This is a genomic window from Pseudomonas sp. 02C 26 (genome assembly GCF_002843585.1).
Classification (GTDB): domain Bacteria; phylum Pseudomonadota; class Gammaproteobacteria; order Pseudomonadales; family Pseudomonadaceae; genus Aquipseudomonas; species Aquipseudomonas shirazensis.
Genome location: NZ_CP025262.1, coordinates 3,577,365 through 3,595,366 on the forward strand (window position 1 = coordinate 3,577,365; position 18,002 = coordinate 3,595,366).

The window sequence follows — 18,002 nt, forward strand, 5'->3', positions numbered from 1 at the left end:
AGCGACAGTCAAAAGCTAGGGCCGCTTTGCGGCCCTTCGCGGGCAAGCCCGCTCCCACAGGGGGCTGCGGGGTCTCAGGTCAGCATTAATCCCTTTGGACGCTACGGCGCTCCAGCAAATTTGCTACACAACTCATGAACAACGCTGACCCTGTGGGGGCGGGTTCACCGGGACGCCGGACCGCCGCGAAGGGTCGCGCAGCGGCCCAGCTTTTGAGACTTTTTTGGGGTGTTTGCCAAAAAAGTGACTCGCTGCAAGGGCGAAAGGGGCCCGCAAACCCACCACAAAATCCGGATAAGCCCCAAACCCATAAAAGCAAAAAACCCCGGCACCACCAAAGGCACCAGGGTCTCTCACTCACAAACCAACCAAATCAGCTATCAGGAAGGCACAACCACAGCCTGCCCACTCATAGCCAAATCAACCAACTCCCGGTTAGCGACCGCATACATCGCATAGTCATGCCCCGAAGCACTGCGCAGGTCATCCAGCATCGCGCGCCAGCGCTCCACCATCACCCGCCGCTGCTCAGACCACAATGCCACCCGCGCATCCATGTCCTGCGGCGCATCGGCCATCTGCAGCACAGAAATGGTGATCGCCCGCTGCTGCAGGTCGATATCGTCACGGAACGCCTCACGCGCCAGCGCCTGCCAGTTGTTCTCCACCGGCAAGTTGCTGATCTCCTGCAGGTACCAGGTCAGATCCAACGCACTGCCCACCGCGAAGAACGCCTTGGCCACCTGCGCCGGGTCATGCCCGGTCACATCCGAAGCCTCGATGATCGGCAGCAGCGTGTACAAATGCGTGGTCCCGGCAACCATCCGCGCCAGCAACTCGGGCACACCAGCCTCGACGAAGCCCTGATAACGCACCTGCCAGCGCTCACGGGTCGGCCCCTCCAGCAGCTCGTCCAGTTTCAGCCCAAGCTGGGCGATCTTCGGCCCGAAGTGCGCCACATCACGGCCTGCATCCTGCTCGTTGCGACGGCTACGCAGGAACCAGCGCGTGGCGCGGCGGCCCAGACGCATCAGCTCATCCATCAGGGTCAGCTGAATCTCGGCCGGGACCTGATAGTCCAACGCCTCGATCTGGCGGAACCAATGCGGCAGATGGAAGATATCGCGCACGATCACATAGGCCCCGGCGACGTTGGCCGGGCTCATGCCAGTCGACTCCTTGAGCCGCTGGACAAAGGTGATGCCCATGTTGTTGACCAGGTCATTGGCGATCTGGGTGCTGACGATCTCGCGCTTCAGACGGTGACGGCGCATGGCCTCGCCGAACTGGTTGAGCAGTGACGGCGGGAAGGCCGTCTCCATGTCGCGGGTCAGATAGTCGTCATCCGGCACCTGCGATTTCAGCAGTTGCTCTTTGAGGTCGATCTTGCTGTACGAAATCAGCACCGACAGCTCGGCCCGGGTCAGGCCCTGGCCTGCGGCCAGACGCTCGGCCAGTTGCTCTTCGGACGGCAGGAATTCGATCGCCCGATCGAGCTTGCCGCGCGCTTCAAGGTCGGCCATCAGGCGCTTGTACTCGGCAATCCGCTCGCGTACGCGACGGGCCGCCAGCGACAGCGCCTGGGTCTGCTTGTAGTTGTTGCCCAATACCAGCGCGCCAACTTCTTCGGTCATGCTGCCGAGCAGCTGGTTGCGCTGCTTCTCGGTCATGTCGCCACCCTGCACCACTTCGTTGAGCAGGATCTTGATATTGACTTCGTGGTCGGAGCAGTCGACGCCACCGGCATTGTCGATGAAGTCAGTGTTGGTCGCACCGCCGTTGAGGCCGTACTCGACCCGGCCAAGCTGGGTCATGCCCAGGTTGCCGCCCTCGCCCACTACCTTGCAGCGCAACTCGTTGCCGTTGACGCGCAAGGCGTCGTTGGCCTTGTCGCCGACGTCGGCGTGGCTTTCGCTGCTGGCTTTGACGTAGGTACCGATACCGCCGTTCCAGAGCAGATCGACCGGCGCCTGCAGCAGCGCGTGCAGCAGCTCGGTCGGCGTCAGACGGTCGGCTTCGATGGCGAAGCGTTCCTTCATCTGCGGGCTGATGCTGATGCTCTTGGCGCTACGCGGGAAGATCCCGCCGCCTGCAGACATGATGCTGGTATCGTAATCGGTCCATGCCGAACGTGGCAGGTCGAACAAGCGCTGGCGCTCGGCGAAGCTGCTGGCCGGGTCCGGATTAGGGTCGATGAAGATGTGCAGGTGGTTGAAGGCAGCCACCAGCTGCAGCTTGTCGGACATCAGCAAGCCGTTACCGAAGACGTCACCGGCCATGTCGCCGACGCCGACCACCGTGATCGAATCTTGCTGGACGTTGATGCCGCGCTCCCGGAAGTGGCGCTGCACGCCCACCCAGGCGCCGCGGGCAGTGATACCCATCTTCTTGTGGTCGTAACCAGCCGAGCCGCCCGAGGCGAACGCGTCTCCGAGCCAGAAGCCGTAGTCGATGGCAATGCCGTTGGCGATGTCGGAGAAGGTCGCGGTGCCTTTGTCGGCCGCCACCACCAGGTACGGGTCGTCATCGTCATGCCGCACCACGTTGGCCGGTGGCACGACGCCGCCGTCCTTGAGGTTATCGGTGATGTCGAGCAGGCCCGAGATGAAGATGCGGTAGCAGGCGATACCTTCAGCGGCGATGTCGTCACGGCTGCCGCCCAGCGGCAGGCGCCGTGGCAGGAACCCGCCCTTGGCGCCGACCGGCACGATCACCGAGTTCTTCACCTGCTGCGCCTTGACCAGGCCGAGCACTTCGGTGCGGTAGTCTTCTTCACGGTCCGACCAGCGCAGGCCGCCACGGGCGACGTTGCCGAAGCGCAGGTGGACGCCTTCGACACGCGGCGAGTAGACGAATATCTCGAACTTGGGCACCGGCTTGGGCAGTTCGGGGATCAGCTTGGGGTTGAACTTGAAGCTGAAGTACGACTTGGCCTGGCCGCTGCTGTCCGGCTGATAGAAGTTGGTACGCAGGGTGGCTTTGATCAGGTCCAGGTAGCGACGCAGGATGCGGTCTTCGTTGAGCACCTGAACGTCATCCAGGGCGCTGTTGATGGCCTGTTCCAGACGCAGCTGCTTGTCTTCCAGATCATCCTGGGTGAGCTTGCGTGCCAGGTAGAAGCGGGTCTTGAACAACCGGGTCAGCTCGCGCGCGATGTCGGTGTGGTTGTTCAGGGTGCTGGCGATGTAGCCCAGATCGAAGCCCAGACGAATCTGCTTCATGTAGCGGGCGTAAGCGCGCAGCAGCGCCACATCACGCCATGGCAGGCCGGCGGTCAGTACCAGGCGGTTGAAGGCGTCGTTTTCGGCGTCGCCCTTGACGATATGGATGAAGGCATCCTGCAGAGTGTCGTTGAGCTGCTGGATATCCAGGCTCAGGCCTTCGCTGTAGGTGAAGGCAAAGTCGTGGATCCAGTACTCGCGGCCATTGGCGTGGCGCAGGCGGTACGGGAACTCACCCAGCACACGCAGGCCAAGGTTCTCCAGGATCGGCAGCACGTCCGACAGCGCCAGCGGGGTATCGGCGTGGTACAGCTTGCAATGCAGCAGACGCTCGCCGTACTGGCCCAGGGGCTGATAGAAGCTCATCGCCAGCGGCTTGGCTTCGTTCAGGGCCAGCACATGTTGCAGGTCGACGACCGCCGAATGGGCGCCAAAGCGCTCGCGGTAGCCCGCCGGGAAACCCTTGGGGAAGTCCGCCAGGATATTGGTGCCCTGAGCTTCGCCGAAGTTTTCCACGACCAGTGCGGAGTAATCGTCCTGCCACGAACGGCAGGCCTGGATCACTTCGTTTTCCAGCTGCTGCGGGTCGATGTCGATGCGGTTCTTCGGGTCTACCCGCAGAATCAGTTGCACGCGCGCCAGTACCGACTCGGAGAAGAACGTCCAGAATTCGCAATCGCTGGCCTTCAGGCGCTCCATCAACACTTGCTGGATCTTCTGGCGCACTTCGGTCGAGTAGACCTCGCGCGGTACATAGGCCAGGCAGTAGCAGAAGCGGCCGTAAGGGTCTTTGCGCAGGAACACGCGGATCTTGTTGCGCTCCTGGATCTGCACGATCGACATGACAGTGCTGGACAGCTCGTCGATCGGGGTCTGGAACAGGTCGTCGCGCGGCAGCACTTCGAGCACCTGCGCCAATTCCTTGCCCAGGTGGGCCTTGGCATCGAAGCCGGAGCGGCGCTCGACTTCGGCTACCTTGCCGCGGATGTACGGAATGGCATGCACGCTCTCGCCATACACCGACGAGGTGTACAGGCCCATGAAGCGGCATTCCTTGATGACCTTGCCGTCGGCATCCAGCTGGCGGATCGACACATAGTCCGGGTAGGCCGGGCGGTGCACACGGCTCGGCAGTGCAGCCTTGGCGAAGGACAGCAGCAGCGGCTCGTTGAGGTAGGCCACAGCGTAGTCTTCGATGCGCAGCTCTTCGGCGGTCAGGCCGATGCGCAGGCGACGTGGCAGGCCGAGGAAGGACTGCTCGTCGTAGTTCATGCGGCCGCCATCGGCGCCGCCCTCGACGGTGAATTCTTCATAGCCGAGGAAGGTGAAGTGGTTGTCCAGCAACCATTCGAGGAACGCCTTGACCTCGGCCTTCTCGTGCTGGGCTTGCGGGTACGGGGTCTGCTCGACCAGCGCCGCCACTTCGCGCAGCTTGGCTTTCATCGGTTCGAAGTCGGCAACCGCAACGCGCACTTCAGCCAGGACCTGTTCGATTTCCCGGGCCAGCGAGCTCAGTTCGGCTGCGTTGGCACAACGGTCGATTTCCAGGTACATCAGCGATTCATGTTGAACGCCGTCACCGTGGGTGCCTTTGGGCAGCAGCTCGAGCAGTTCGCCCTTGGCGCCGCGGCGCACGCTGAGCACGGTGGTCTGCAGGGTGTGGATGCTGTAGCCGCGGCGGTTCAGCTCGGTGCGTACCGAGTCGACCAGGAACGGCAGGTCATGGTGCAGGACTTCGACCACACTGTGGGTCGACTGCCAGCCATTGCGCTCGTAGTCGGGGTTGTACACCCGCACCAGCGGGGTTTCAGGGTCGAAGCGCTCGATGATGCGCCAGGCAGACAGGGTGCAGCCAGCCAGGTCGGAAAGCCGCCGCTGGGTAAGTTCGTCCAGAGAGATGATGCCGAAGAACTGTTCGGCGAACAGTGCCACTTGTGGCAGTGACTGTTCGCTGATGTGCTGCGCCAGGGCCGCTTGCAGTTGGTGCTGGAAGTCGGCTTTGCTGGCTGCGGTGAAAAACGCCATCTGTGGTACTCCGCTTGGGCTTTGTTTTGTAGTGAAGCGTCGTGCATGTGCGTGTTGCCTGGGATCAACAATAGCAACCCGGGGCAAAACAGGCCGATGAAACCAGGCGCTGAGCGTGTTTGCCACGCTCATCTGTTGGGTACCTGCAAAAGCGACTGCCTGTGGCTGTGCCTTTACGGGGACCCATCGACTGCGCAGCTTAACGACTGAGCGGTCACCGCGGCTTGCAGCGCTGCGACATATTCGGTCAATGCCCGGTAACATTCGTTTATGGAACGGCCCAAGACTGGCAGAATTCCATTTCATTTCGTCAATTCGAGCCGACCATGCAACTGACCACCCCCCTGCTGTTCGCCACCCCTTGCGATGATGAAGAAGACAACATGGCGACCCTGTGCTGCCACAGCGACCAGGGCCAGATGTTCCTGCTGACCCGCTACCCGGACGAAGACACCGTCGACCTGACCCTGGACGATGAGCCGTCGACCCTGGACGGCATCAAAATCACCTTCAGCGCCAAGCGCCTGCTGCTGGAAGTTGCCGCCGGTGACACCGACGCCCTCAAGGGCGATGAGACCCTGGAGATCGTATTGACCAGTGACGGCAATGACCTGGCCGAGATCGACGAGACTTTACGGATCATTCTGAACGGCACCGGCACTTACGTCAGCGAGCTGTAATCTGGCTGAACTGGGGAAATAATTGACAGACACAGCGGATAGCGGGCATTGTCAGACAACCTGATCAATAGGCACTCCGTCCATGTTAGAGCTACAGCGCCCAGATACTCTGGTAGAAAGGGTTGTCGGCGCCATCCGTGCGGAAATCGACAGCGGCCGCCTGGCTGCCGAAGCACGCCTGCCCACCGAACAGCAACTGGCCGAGCAACTCAACGTCAGCCGCTCGGTGGTGCGCGAGGCAGTGGCTCAGCTCAAGGCCGACGGGGTGCTGATCGCCCGTCGTGGCCTGGGCTCGTATATCTCGCAGACGCCCCATGGCACGGTGTTTCGCTTCCCCGGCAGCAACGGGCGCAAGCCTGATCTGGTGCAGATGTTCGAAATGCGCCTGTGGATTGAAACCCAAGCGGCCGCCATCGCTGCCCGTCGCCGCGATGCCGGCGACCTGAGCAACATCGCTGCAGCGCTGGAGCAGATGCTCGACCCGCGCAATGACCTGGCCGCCGCCGCGGCCGCCGACGTGGCCTTTCACCGGGCCATCGCCGAGGCGAGCAAGAACGACTACTTTGTCGCCTTTCATGACTTTCTCGGCAGCCAGTTGGCCGCCGCGCGGCAGCGTGCCTGGGAAAACTCGGCGTCGCCTGCGGTAGGCGGCCCGGCAGACGCCAACCGGGAACATCAGGCGTTGTACCAGGCCATCGCCGATGGCGACCGTCACGCCGCTGCGAGCTGCGCCGAAGCGCATCTGCGGGCCTCGGCCAAACGCCTGGAAATTGAGCTTCCTGAACTGAACTGAACCGAGCAAACCGACCCTGCCCAATCAAGGCAGGGTTTTTAACGCACCACTTAGTCTGACAACCTGATAAGCAGATCCACTGACAAGAATGCCAAGGTACCCTGCATGACTTACGACTACTTGATCATCGGCGGCGGCATCGTCGGCCTGGCCACAGCGATGGCACTGCTCGAGCAGCGCCCCGGCGCTTCGTTGCTGATCGTGGAAAAAGAGGCCAGCCTCGGCCGCCACCAGACAGGCCACAACAGCGGCGTGATCCATGCCGGGATTTACTACGCGCCCGGCAGCCTCAAGGCCGAGCTGTGCAAACGCGGCGCGCAAGCGACCAAAGACTTCTGCAGCGAACACGGCATCCATTTCCAGGTCTGCGGCAAACTGCTGGTTGCCTCCAACGAACTGGAGATGCAGCGCATGCAGGCGCTGTATCAGCGCTCGCAGGAAAACGGGTTGAAGGTCGAGCAGCTCGACGCCGCTGAGCTCAACCGCCGCGAACCCAACATCGCAGGGCTGGGCGCGCTGTTCGTCGATGCCACCGGGATCGTCGATTACCGCCAGGTGTGCCAGGCAATGGCCAAGGTAATCGAACGCGCTGGCGGCGAGCTGCGCCTGTCGACCAGCGTCCGCTCGATCAAGGAATACTCCGAGCATGTCGAGGTATGCAGCGACGAGCACCGCTGGCAGGCGCGCCAGTTGGTGGCCTGCGCTGGTTTGCAGTCCGACCGCCTGGCACGCCTGGCCGGCGTGCGCATCGATCACCAGATCATCCCGTTCCGTGGCGAGTACTACCGCTTGCCTGCGAGCAAAAGCCAGATCGTCAACCACCTGATCTACCCGATTCCGGATCCGCAACTGCCGTTTCTGGGGGTCCACCTGACCCGCATGATCGACGGCAGTGTAACCGTCGGACCCAACGCGGTACTCGGCTTTGCCCGCGAGGATTACCGCAAGTTCGCCCGCAACTGGGCCGATATCGGCGAATTCGCGCGTTTCCCGGGCTTCTGGAAAACCCTCTGGAACAACCTCGGCTCGGGTACCGCCGAGATGAAGAACTCGTTGTTCAAACGCGGCTATCTGCAGCAGTGCCGCAAGTACTGCCCGTCGCTCGAGGTCGACGACCTGCTGCCCTACGAAGCTGGCATCCGTGCCCAGGCGGTGATGCGTGACGGCAGCCTGGTACATGACTTTCTGTTCGCCGAGACACCGCGCATGGTGCATGTCTGCAATGCGCCCTCGCCCGCTGCCACCTCGGCCATCCCGATCGGTCAGATGATCGCCGAAAAGATCCTCAACGCCCGCTGAGCTGCACCCCTAACTACAAAGACAATAAGGACCATCAGATGTCGGTACATCAAGCAGCAGTGACCGCAAGTGAAACGCCAGAACAGACACGCAAACGCCTGCGCAAAGTGGCCGCGGCGACCATTTTCGGCTCGATGCTGGAGTGGTACGACTTTTACCTGTACGCCACCATGGCCGCGATCGTCTTCTCGAAGATCTTCTTCGACGCCAGCAACCCTGCCGTAGCATCGCTGCTGGCGTTCTCGACATTCGCCATCGGCTTCATCGCCCGGCCCTTCGGCGGCGTCCTGTTCGGCTACCTGGGCGACCGGTTCGGACGCAAACACGTACTGGTGATCACCTTTTGCATGATGGGCGTATGCACCGCGCTGATCGGCTTGATTCCAAGCTATGCAACGATCGGCGTGTGGGCGCCGATCCTGCTGGTGGTGATCCGGATCATTCAAGGCCTGGGTGCGGGCGCAGAGCTGTCGGGGGCGGCCGTTACCTCCTATGAACATGCCAGCGAAGGCAAGCGCGGCAGCCAAGGCGCCTGGCCGGCATTGGGCTTGAATCTGGGCCTGCTGCTGTCGTCGCTGACCGTCTACCTGCTGACCATGAATGGCAATGACTTCCTGCTCGCCGGTGGCTGGCGCATTCCGTTCATTGCCAGCATCGTGCTGGTGGCAGTGGGCCTGTGGGTGCGCAAGAGCATTCCGGAAACCCCAGACTTCAAGGAACTCGATCGCTCCGACGCCAAGCCGCAGATATCACCGCTGAAACTGCTGTTCAAAAATGACCTGAAAGGCCTCGCCGTGGTGTTCTTCGTCGCCATCGGCTACAACGCCCTGAGCTACATCTTCAAGACATTTTCGCTGGCCTACCTGACCCAGTTCAAAGGTGTAGAGGCGCACGTCACGTCGCTGTCGGTGACCATCGCCAGCCTGGTTGCGATCTTTGCCGTGCCGTTCTTCGGTTGGCTGTGCGACCGTTGGAGCAGCAAGACCGTGTTGATGCTGGGTGGCGTGCTGTCTGCCCTGTTCGCCTACCCATTCCTGCAGTTGCTGAGCACCGGCGAGCCGAGCATGATCTACCTGGCGATCGGGATCGGCACCGGGATTCTGGCACCGATGATGTTTGCCCCGCAGGGCTCGTTCCTCAGCCGCCAGTTCCCGACCCAGACCCGCTCATCCGGGTTTGGCACGGGCCGCGAAGTCGGTACTGCCGTGGCCGGCGGCCTGGCGCCGTTGGGCGGGCTGGCCCTGGTGGCCAGCTCGGCGACGCATTCCACCGACGGCGTCGCGCTGATGCTGACCATTGCCGGGATATTGGTTGTGGTGTTTGCGTTCTTTGATCAAGGCCGCAAGCACTCCAGCTCGAAAAACTGACGGCCGCCCAGCGCCACCGCCCTGTTGCGACCTCACCGCAAACAGGGCAGTGGTCCGTGACGCCCAACAGCCTGTGCCAGCGATAAATTTCGCCTCTGCCATTGGTCGTCACCACCCCGGATGGATTAAAGTAGCAGGCCCTGCCCGGACTGCCTGCTGGCAACTCCCCGGCCCCTCTCCAGGAACCGTCGCCGATGGAACACCGTGAAGCGCTGAACGCGCTACGCACCTTTCTTTCCTCCCAGATTCTGGGCCAGGAAAAACTGGTCGAACGCCTGCTGATCGTCCTCCTTGCCGATGGCCACATGCTGGTCGAAGGCGCCCCGGGGCTGGCCAAGACCAAGGCGATCAAGGAGCTGGCCGAGGGCGTCGAGGCGCAGTTCCACCGCATCCAGTTCACCCCCGACCTGCTCCCGGCCGACATCACCGGCACCGAAATCTACCGCCCGGAAACCGGCAGCTTTGTCTTCCAGCAGGGGCCGATCTTCCACAACCTGGTGCTGGCCGACGAGATCAACCGCGCGCCGGCCAAGGTTCAGTCAGCACTGCTCGAGGCCATGGCCGAGCGCCAGGTCAGTGTCGGCCGCAGCACCTACGACCTGTCGCCGCTGTTTCTGGTGATGGCCACGCAGAACCCGATCGAGCAGGAAGGCACCTACCCGCTGCCCGAAGCTCAGCTCGACCGCTTCCTGATGCATGTCAAGATGGGCTTCCCCGACGCGGCAGTCGAACGGCGCATTCTGCAGCAGGCCCGCGGCGAGGCGCTCAATGGCGAGACCAAGCCCGAGCGGCGGGTCAGCCAGCAGGCGATTTTTGCTGCGCGCAAGGAAATCCTCGGCCTGTACATGGCCGATGCAGTGGAGGAATACCTGGTGCAACTGGTGATGGCCACGCGCACCCCGGCCAAGTTCGACAGCGACCTGGCTGACTGGATCGCCTACGGCGCCAGCCCGCGTGGATCTATCGCGCTTGACCGTTGCGCCCGTGCGCACGCCTGGCTGGCCGGGCGCGACTTCGTCAGCCCCGAGGATATCCAGGCGGTGCTGTTCGACGTGCTGCGCCACCGGGTGATCCTGTCGTTCGAGGCGGAAGCGGCCGGGGTCGATCAGGACCGCGTGGTCCAGCGCATCCTTGATGTGGTTGCCGTTGCCTGAGGCCGATCAGACGCTTGGCTCTACCAACCGCCCCTCATCAGCCGGGCGGTTGAGATAGACCAGATCGTCTGGCAGAAACCCGCAGGCAGTGAATGCCTCCCAATTCGCCGTGGTGTGCACGTATTTGCGGTACAGCAAGTGTCGCTCTGTCTCGGTCAGGCCAATCTCCGACGAGCGGCCCAGGGCGAAATCTTCCAGTTTGCCAGCGATAACCAGCAAATCCTGAGGCAGCTCCCAACCTGGCGAGGGCGCCGACAGCGGCTGCATCGGCACCTGCGAGTCGACCGCAAGGGCATGCATGATCCTCAGATAGACTCGCGACAAATGACCGTGAACCTCGCGCTCACGATGCAGCACGGCATTCACGGTCTTGCGCTGTCCAAGCAAGCCTGCCCGCGCTTCCCACACCCGCACTTGCGGCGTGAGCCCAGGTACATCGGTGTAGTCTGCAGCCAGCGCGAGCGCCGCAGCGTAAGCCTCGCTGTTGAGCGGATCGGCACCCTCACTCAAATCACTCGTTTGCACACGAGACAGGTCGATTTTTTCACGGCTCAGTTGCAGATAGCCGCCGCCAAGATCGGCATGGGCACCGGGCAAACGCAGGTCGTTGCCGGTCGCGACCAGCGGATAGTTGTAGCGATGCTCGTCAGCCGCTACCAACTGTATTACCTTGCCGGCGACGCCCGGCGCCAGGGCCAGATGCAACTGTCCGTAGTCGCCATTGGTCGGAGTGAAATTGAACTTCAGCGGCTCGACGATGGCCCCGACGGTGTCGAATAGACCTATGAACTCGATAGCGACGCCCTGCTCCCATCCCAGGCATGGTGAGAAATCGCAGGCTTGCGCAAGCAGGCTTTGAGTGCCTTTGCTCAGGTCATTGGCAAACGCTCTTGCGCCAGCCGCACCGCGACTGAAACCAAACAGGTCAAATTTCAGCGCCTGAAGCTGCACCGAGGGATGGCTCTGTCGCCAGGCCTGCAACTGCGCGGCCAGGGCCAAGGCAGCTTGCCCGAGGCGTTGATGAACCCCGGTTTCGCCGGTACCGGTATACCAGCCAATGTCGGAATCCGGTTTGCCCTGGAGGGTTCCTGGCCCTTCAACATACAGGCTCAGAAATCCTCGCGCGACCGGGTAGGCGTCATACAACAAGGCTATATTGGAGAGTGCACTCGCGTAGCTACCCGTTGCCTGCTCGGGCACAGGCTCGTCCCCTTTGACGGCGTTGCTGCGGTTGTTGCCTGTGCCATCGAAAAACACGCCGATACGCAGCGTGGTTGGCTCATATTGCGTTGCCATGGTTGAACCTCCGTGATCAAGGGCACCATTGAACGGCACACAGCCTGCACGCGAGCATCAGGCAAATCTGTGAGTACTGTGTGATCAGTGGTGCAGACGAAGGCCATACGCCGCAGTTGCAGTCAGTTTTTTAGCATTCACGTTGGTCGGCAATGCTGCGGATGCTTTAAAGTATTGCGCTCTGCGCAGCTCGCCCCCTGGCCGATGCGCTCCCTACCCAGGAACCGTCAACCATGCACCATCCTGACGCACGCATAGCGCGGCAAGACCTGCGCGGCTTCGCGGTCGCCTGACGCCCATGCCCACCGCACAATTGGCCGAACCCGGTATCCGCACCAGTCTCAGCGAGCTGATCGACATGCGCCACCGCGTGCGCGAGATTCAGCTGTTCTCGCGGCCCGGCCAGCGCAGCCCGCTGGTGGGCCTGCACCTGTCGAAGCTGCGCGGGCGTGGGGTCGATTTCGACCAGGTGCGGGTCTACCAGGCCGGCGACGACGTGCGCAACATCGACTGGCGGGTGACCGCGCGCACCCAGGAGCCGCACACCAAGCTGTTCCATGAAGAGCGCGAGCGGCCGATCTTCATCATGGTCGAGCAGAGCCAGCGCCTGTTCTTCAGCTCCGGGCTGACCTTCAAATCGGTGCTGGCGGCTCAGGCGGCTGCGCTGTTCGGTTGGGCGGCACTGGGCCACAACGACCGCATCGGCGGGCTGGTGTTCGGCGATAACGAGCACTATGAAGTCAAGCCAAGGCGCAGCAAGCAAAGCCTGTTGCAGCTGCTCAACCGCCTGGCCAAGGTCAATCAGTCACTGCACCCCGAGGCCGTGCCTCAGGCCGACAGCCTGTCGCTGGCCCTGCGCCGGGCGCGCGAAGTCCTGCGCCCAGGCAGCCTGGCCATCGTCATCTGCGATGAGCGCGCCCTCAGCGAAGGCATCGAGCAGCATCTGTCGATGCTCTCACGCCATTGCGATGTGCTGCTGATGCCGGTTTCCGACCCACTCGATCATGCCCTGCCTGCCGCCGGCCTGCTGCGCTTCGGCCAACGCGGCGCGCAGTTGGAGCTGGATACCCTCGACGGCAATCTGCGCCAGGCCTACCGCCAGCAAGCTGAAGCGCGGATCGAGCGCTGGGAGCTGCTGGCGCAGAAACTGCGTGTGGTGCTGATGCCGCTGAGCACCCAGAGCGAGATGGTCGAGCAACTGCGTGAATACCTCAACGCGCAGCGCCCGGGGCACCGCAAGTGAACCCGCTGGACGAGCTGCAGCCGTTGCTGGCGCCGCCGGCGATCAGCCTGTGGCCGCCGGCGCCCGGCTGGTGGCTGCTGCTGGCACTGCTACCGGTGCTCGCCTGGGGCCTGTGGCGACAGCGCCACTGGCGCCCGGGCAAACGCCGCGTGGTGCGCGCCGAACTGCCGCTTGACCCGGTCCGCGAAGCAGCCCTGGCCGAACTCGCGCGCCTGCCGCGCCCCTACGACGGCGCGCCGGCCGGTGCCTGGCTGCAGCAGATCAACGCGCTGCTCAAACGCCTGTGCCGCAACCATTATCCGGGCGCCAACAGCCATACCCTGAGTGGCCGGCAGTGGCTGGCGTTTCTCGACAACCGCTGCCCGGCGGCAGGCTTGACCCGCTGGATGGTGCTGGTCGAAGGCACCTACAAGCCCGAGTGCAAGCTCGACGACAAAGCCATCGTCGGCCTCAGCCAGGCGGTCGAAATCTGGATTCGCAAGCATGTTTGAACTGGCCTGGCCGTGGATCTTCGTGCTGCTGCCGCTGCCTTGGCTGGCACGGCTGGTGCTGCCGGCTGCCGACAGCGGCGAGCCGGTGCTCAAGGTCGGCTTCATGAACGAACTCGAAGGCCTGGCCGGGCGCCGTGCCCGTCTCAATCTGCCCACCTGGCGCCAGCAGGCGCCGTTCGTGCTGATCTGGCTGCTGCTGCTGTTGGCAGCGGCGCGCCCGCAGTGGCTGGGCGAACCGGTACCGGTGGAAGCCAGCGGTCGCGACCTGCTGGTGGCCGTTGATGTGTCCGGCTCGATGGACTTCCCCGACATGCAGTGGCAGAACGACGAAATCAGCCGGCTGGACCTGGTCAAGGCGCTGATGGGCGACTTTCTCCAGGATCGCCAGGGCGACCGGGTCGGCTTGATCCTGTTCGGCAGCGAGGCCTACCTGCAAGCGCCGCTGACCTTCGACCGACGTACCGTGCGCACCTTCCTCGACGAAGCGCAGATCGGCATCGCTGGCAAAAATACCGCCATCGGCGACGCCATTGGCCTGGCCGTCAAGCGCCTGCGCCAACGCCCGGCGCAGAGCCGGGTGCTGGTGCTGATCACCGACGGCGCCAACAACGGCGGGCAGATTCATCCGCTGACCGCAGCCCGCCTGGCGGCCCAGGAGAACGTGCGCATCTATACCATCGGCATTGGTGCCAACCCCGAAGCCAGCGGCACCCCCGGTTTACTCGGTCTCAACCCAAGCCTGGACCTGGACGAAGCGTCGCTGCGCGAAATCGCCGACATCACCCACGGCAAATACTTCCGCGCCCATGATGGTGCTGAGCTGGATGCCATCGGCGACAGCCTCGATCAGCTTGAACCGGTCGCTCAGCAACCGACCCAGACCCGCACCGCGAAAGAACTCTACGCCTGGCCGCTGGCTCTGGTGCTGCTGCTCAGCGTGTTGTTGGTGATTACCACGCTATGGCCAGACAACCTGCTGCAGCGCGCCCTGCGCCGGCCACGTTTTCTGCAACCGCACCCGGAATGGCGCCAGCGCCTCAAGCGTCTGCGCCTGCGGAGGCGGCGATGATCGATCTGTGGCCCCAATGGCTGCGCCCGCTGTGGTTGCTGGCCGTGCCGCTGCTCGTCTGGCTGCTGTTCAAGCTGTGGCATCGGCGCAAGCGCGCGGGCCGCTGGCAGATGATTCTGCCGGCGCAGTTTCATGCGGTATTGCTCGGTGGCGGCAGTGGCAGCAACAGCAAACTGCCATGGATCGCCCTCGGCGGCGCCTGGCTACTGATCGTACTGGCCCTGCTCGGCAGCAGCTGGCAACGCGTCGAGGAAACCCGCCAGCGCCCGGCCGACCCGCTGGTGATCATGCTCGAGCTGACCCCGCAGATGCTCGCCGAGGACAGCACGCCGAATCGCCTCGAACAGGCCCGGCGCAAGATCCTCGACCTGCTCGAGCACCGCCGCGACAGCCAGACCGCGCTGGTGGTCTACGCCGGCAGTGCGCACACGCTGGTGCCGCTGTCGGATGACCTAGGCACCACGCGTAACCTGCTGGAAGCGATCGACCCGTCGATCATGCCGCAACCCGGCCAACGCGCCGACCTCGCCGTGCAAAAGGGGCTGGCCCTGCTCGCCCAGAGCGGCCTCGGCCAAGGCCGCCTGCTATTGATCGGCTCATCCCTGAGCAACAGCGAACGCGATGGCATTCTGCGTGCCCTGGGCCGGCAAGGACCAAACCTGTTGATGCTCGGCATCGGCAGCAGCGAAGGCGCGCCGGTCCGCCAGGCAAACGGCGAGTTCCTCAAGGATGAGCAAGGCGCAATCCTCTTGCCACGACTGGACAGCGCCAGCCTCAAGGGCTTCATCAACAGCACCGGTGGCCGCTACCGCCACGCCCGCATCGACGACCTCGACCTGCGCGGGCTGGGCCTGTACGACAATCCACGCGCCCTGCGCAGCGACGGCCAGACCGTGCAACTGGACAGCTGGGCTGATCAGGGTTACTGGTTGCTGCTGCCGCTGCTGCTGTTGGCCGCCTGCGCCGGGCGGCGTGGCTGGCTGTTCTGCCTGCCGCTGCTGTTCTCCCTGCCGCAGCCCAGCCAGGCCTTTGAATTCAACGACCTGTGGCTGCGCCCCGACCAGCAAGGCCAGCGCCTGCTGCAACAGCAACGCCCCGCCGCTGCCGCGCGCCACTTCGAAGACCCGCAATGGCGCGGCATGGCCCTGTACCAGGCCGGCGACTATGAAGGCGCGGCCAAGGCCTTCGCCCAAGGCAGTTCCGCCGCCGCGCACTACAATCGAGGCAACGCACTGGCTCGCGCCGATCAGCTGGAAGCCGCCCTGGACGCCTACGAGCAGGCCCTGGAACGGCGCCCGGATCTGCAAGCGGCGCTGGATAACCAGGCGCTGGTCCAGCAATTGTTGCTGCAGCGCCAGGCCAAGGCCCAAGCCGAAGAGCAGCAAGCCAAGGAAGATGCACAAGGCGCCCCCGGCAAGGACACCGACGGCAACAGCAGCTCGGCCAGCGATCAGGCACCCGGCGATGCCGACCAGCCCCAGGCCAAGGCCGGCCAGGAGCAAGGCGACAGCGCCAGCAACACCCCGCCCCCCGCCGGCAATCAGGCGGGTGACGACGATAACCTTACCCAACCGCCGCAACGCCCGGTTTCCACCAGCCTCGATGGCGAACAACGCCAGGCCCTGGAACAGTGGCTGCGGGAGATCCCGGACAACCCTGCGCAGCTGCTGCGGCGCAAATTCTGGTATGAACAGCAATTGCATCAGGAAACCCCACGATGAGTCGCTGCGGCGTCTTGCTTGTCAGTCTGCTCTGGATGCTTCAGGTCCAGGCCCAACCGCCGCTCCAGGCCAGCGTCGATCGCACCCGCCTGGAAGCCGGCGAAACCTTGGAGCTGATCCTCGAAAGCGAGGACGTCACCCAGTTCGGCAAGCCCGACCTGCGTGCGCTGGAGGGCGACTTCGATGTGCGTGGCACGCGCCAGCTCAACAGCCTGCACACGCTGGATGGCGAGACCCGCGCCAGCACTCGCTGGATCATCACCCTGCTGCCAAGGCGCAGCGGCAGCCTGAGCATTCCCGCGCTGCAACTGGGCCAGTCGTTCAGCCAGCCGATCGAGGTGCAGGTGCTGCAGGCCGGCGACAACCGCCCGGAAAGCGCCTCGCAGGTGTTCGTCGAGGCAACTCTGGACAGCAACGATGTCTACGTTCAGGCCCAGGCCGTGCTGACCCTGCGCATCTATCATTCGGTGTCGCTGTATGACGACAGCAGCCTCAGCCCATTGCAACTGGACAACGCCAAGGTCGAGCCGCTGGGTGAGTCGCGTACTTATGAGAAAGAGATCAACGGCGTGCGCCATGGCGTGATCGAAACGCGCTACGCGCTGTATCCGCAGCAAAGCGGCACGCTCGATATTCCACCGATGACCTTTACCGCCACCGCTGCTGCCGCTGATACCGGCGAGCAGCCGTCTGCTGCCCCGCGCGCAGGCCGCCAGGTCCAGGTCAGCTCGTTGCCGCTGCGCCTGAACGTGCGGCCGATACCGACCAATTACCCAGCCGGCGCCGCCTGGCTGCCGGCGCGCAGCCTGACCCTGGAAGAACACTGGAACCCGGACCCGAGCAAACAGACCGTGCAGATCGGCGACTCGCTGACGCGCAGTATTACCCTGCGCGCCGACGGCCTCTCGAGCACCCAGCTGGCGCCGCTGCCGGCCACCGAAATCATCGGCCTGCGCCGCTACCCGGACCAGCCACTGCTGCGCAACGAGGTCACCGAGCGCGGTATGACCGCCAACCGCGAAGAGCGCGAAGCGCTGGTGCCGACCCACAGCGGCGAATTGACCCTGCCGGCGCTGGAAGTCACTTGGTGGAACACCCGCGAAGACCATCTGGAAAACACCAGCCTGCCGGCGCGCAGCCTCAGCGTGCAGGACAACCCGGCCCTGAGCGCCGAGACGCCGGTGGGTGACAGCAGTTCATCCAGTCGCCTGCTCTGGCCGTGGCAACTGGCAACCCTGCTGCTGGCCCTGAGCACTGTGCTCGGTTTCACCCTGTGGTGGCGAGCCCGCTCGCAGCCAGCGGTGCTGCGTGCGGCGCAGACCGGCCCGAGCTCGCGGACCTTGCTCGATGACCTTAAACGCGCGTGCCAGGCCAACGACCCGCAGGCGACCCGCCAGGCCCTGGATGCCTGGGCGCGCCAGCATCCGGAGACGCTGGCCGAGATGGCGGCGCGCTTCGTGCCGCTGTCGGATGCGCTGGATGGCTTGAACGGCGCGCTGTACAGCGAGAGCGGCCAGCACTGGCAGGGCGACGATCTGTGGCGTGCGATCAATGCCATTCCGCCGGCCGAGCAGTTGCTCGACCCGGTCGGCGATGGCGGCAGCTTGCCGCCGCTCTATCCGAAGTAGCCCGGCGCGGCTGAC

The 18,002-nt window shown here is 63.9% G+C and carries 13 protein-coding genes; 11 read left to right on the forward strand and 2 right to left on the reverse strand.

Features of this window, described 5'->3' with window-relative positions:
• Positions 1–380: 380 nt before the first annotated feature.
• Positions 381–5,246: an NAD-glutamate dehydrogenase gene (locus CXQ80_RS16330; RefSeq protein ID WP_101321335.1), complete on the reverse strand. Its 4,866-nt coding sequence runs from the start codon at positions 5,244–5,246 to the stop codon at positions 381–383.
• A 326-nt stretch (positions 5,247–5,572) separates the two neighbouring features.
• On the opposite strand from CXQ80_RS16330, the gene CXQ80_RS16335 reads away from it, so the two are divergent.
• The 5 genes from CXQ80_RS16335 (at position 5,573) to CXQ80_RS16355 (ending at position 10,539) form a co-directional block, all read left to right on the forward strand.
• Positions 5,573–5,926, forward strand: coding sequence for a hypothetical protein (locus CXQ80_RS16335; RefSeq protein WP_101321337.1), 354 nt, complete (start codon positions 5,573–5,575; stop codon positions 5,924–5,926).
• A gap of 82 nt (positions 5,927–6,008) precedes the next feature.
• Entirely contained in the window at positions 6,009–6,719 is a 711-nt protein-coding gene (locus CXQ80_RS16340) for a FadR/GntR family transcriptional regulator (RefSeq protein WP_101321339.1), read from the forward strand.
• 105 nt (positions 6,720–6,824) lie between these two features.
• Positions 6,825–8,018 carry an L-2-hydroxyglutarate oxidase gene (lhgO, locus tag CXQ80_RS16345; protein ID WP_101321341.1) on the forward strand — a complete coding sequence of 398 codons (1,194 nt, stop codon included), beginning with the start codon at positions 6,825–6,827 and terminating at the stop codon, positions 8,016–8,018.
• Between the two features lie 38 nt (positions 8,019–8,056).
• Positions 8,057–9,385, forward strand: coding sequence for an MFS transporter (locus CXQ80_RS16350; RefSeq protein ID WP_101321344.1), 1,329 nt, complete (start codon positions 8,057–8,059; stop codon positions 9,383–9,385).
• A 194-nt stretch (positions 9,386–9,579) separates the two neighbouring features.
• Positions 9,580–10,539, forward strand: a complete 960-nt coding sequence (locus CXQ80_RS16355; RefSeq protein WP_101321346.1) for a MoxR family ATPase — start codon at positions 9,580–9,582, stop codon at positions 10,537–10,539.
• A 6-nt stretch (positions 10,540–10,545) separates the two neighbouring features.
• Here the strand turns inward: CXQ80_RS16355 and CXQ80_RS16360 are convergent, their stop codons facing one another.
• On the reverse strand, positions 10,546–11,835 hold the full coding sequence (locus CXQ80_RS16360; RefSeq protein ID WP_101321348.1) for a DUF2235 domain-containing protein: 1,290 nt from the start codon (positions 11,833–11,835) through the stop codon (positions 10,546–10,548).
• 298 nt (positions 11,836–12,133) lie between these two features.
• Here CXQ80_RS16360 and CXQ80_RS16365 point away from each other — a divergent pair, with 298 nt between their 5' ends.
• The 6 genes from CXQ80_RS16365 (at position 12,134) to CXQ80_RS16385 (ending at position 17,987) form a co-directional block, all read left to right on the forward strand.
• On the forward strand, positions 12,134–13,078 hold the full coding sequence (locus CXQ80_RS16365) for a DUF58 domain-containing protein (RefSeq protein WP_101321350.1): 945 nt from the start codon (positions 12,134–12,136) through the stop codon (positions 13,076–13,078).
• Entirely contained in the window at positions 13,075–13,569 is a 495-nt protein-coding gene (locus CXQ80_RS16370) for a DUF4381 domain-containing protein (protein WP_101321352.1), read from the forward strand. Before CXQ80_RS16365 ends, CXQ80_RS16370 begins: the two co-directional genes overlap by 4 nt.
• Positions 13,562–14,638 (forward strand): VWA domain-containing protein, encoded by a 1,077-nt coding sequence (locus CXQ80_RS16375; RefSeq protein WP_101321354.1) that lies wholly within the window; start codon positions 13,562–13,564, stop codon positions 14,636–14,638. The genes CXQ80_RS16370 and CXQ80_RS16375 overlap by 8 nt, the downstream gene beginning before the upstream one ends.
• Positions 14,639–14,770: 132 nt before the next feature.
• Entirely contained in the window at positions 14,771–14,848 is a 78-nt protein-coding gene (locus tag CXQ80_RS25370; protein ID WP_371918940.1) for a hypothetical protein, read from the forward strand.
• A 98-nt stretch (positions 14,849–14,946) separates the two neighbouring features.
• Entirely contained in the window at positions 14,947–16,359 is a 1,413-nt protein-coding gene (locus CXQ80_RS16380; RefSeq protein WP_371918941.1) for a tetratricopeptide repeat protein, read from the forward strand.
• Complete coding sequence (locus CXQ80_RS16385) at positions 16,356–17,987, forward strand: BatD family protein (RefSeq protein ID WP_101321359.1); 1,632 nt, start codon at positions 16,356–16,358, stop codon at positions 17,985–17,987. Before CXQ80_RS16380 ends, CXQ80_RS16385 begins: the two co-directional genes overlap by 4 nt.
• Positions 17,988–18,002: the final 15 nt, after the last annotated feature.

Bases quoted from the DNA above. Each gene is read 5' to 3' on its own strand.
- CXQ80_RS16385 (WP_101321359.1), top strand. From the start codon at position 16,356: ATGAGTCGCTGCGGCGTCTTGCTTGTCAGTCTGCTCTGGATGCTTCAG.
- CXQ80_RS16380 (WP_371918941.1), top strand. From the start codon at position 14,947: ATGCTCGCCGAGGACAGCACGCCGAATCGCCTCGAACAGGCCCGGCGC.
- CXQ80_RS16335 (WP_101321337.1), top strand. From the start codon at position 5,573: ATGCAACTGACCACCCCCCTGCTGTTCGCCACCCCTTGCGATGATGAA.
- CXQ80_RS16375 (WP_101321354.1), top strand. From the start codon at position 13,562: ATGTTTGAACTGGCCTGGCCGTGGATCTTCGTGCTGCTGCCGCTGCCT.
- CXQ80_RS25370 (WP_371918940.1), top strand. From the start codon at position 14,771: ATGCGGTATTGCTCGGTGGCGGCAGTGGCAGCAACAGCAAACTGCCAT.
- CXQ80_RS16340 (WP_101321339.1), top strand. From the start codon at position 6,009: ATGTTAGAGCTACAGCGCCCAGATACTCTGGTAGAAAGGGTTGTCGGC.
- CXQ80_RS16330 (WP_101321335.1), bottom strand. From the start codon at position 5,246: ATGGCGTTTTTCACCGCAGCCAGCAAAGCCGACTTCCAGCACCAACTG.
- CXQ80_RS16365 (WP_101321350.1), top strand. From the start codon at position 12,134: ATGCCCACCGCACAATTGGCCGAACCCGGTATCCGCACCAGTCTCAGC.
- CXQ80_RS16350 (WP_101321344.1), top strand. From the start codon at position 8,057: ATGTCGGTACATCAAGCAGCAGTGACCGCAAGTGAAACGCCAGAACAG.
- CXQ80_RS16360 (WP_101321348.1), bottom strand. From the start codon at position 11,835: ATGGCAACGCAATATGAGCCAACCACGCTGCGTATCGGCGTGTTTTTC.
- lhgO (WP_101321341.1), top strand. From the start codon at position 6,825: ATGACTTACGACTACTTGATCATCGGCGGCGGCATCGTCGGCCTGGCC.
- CXQ80_RS16355 (WP_101321346.1), top strand. From the start codon at position 9,580: ATGGAACACCGTGAAGCGCTGAACGCGCTACGCACCTTTCTTTCCTCC.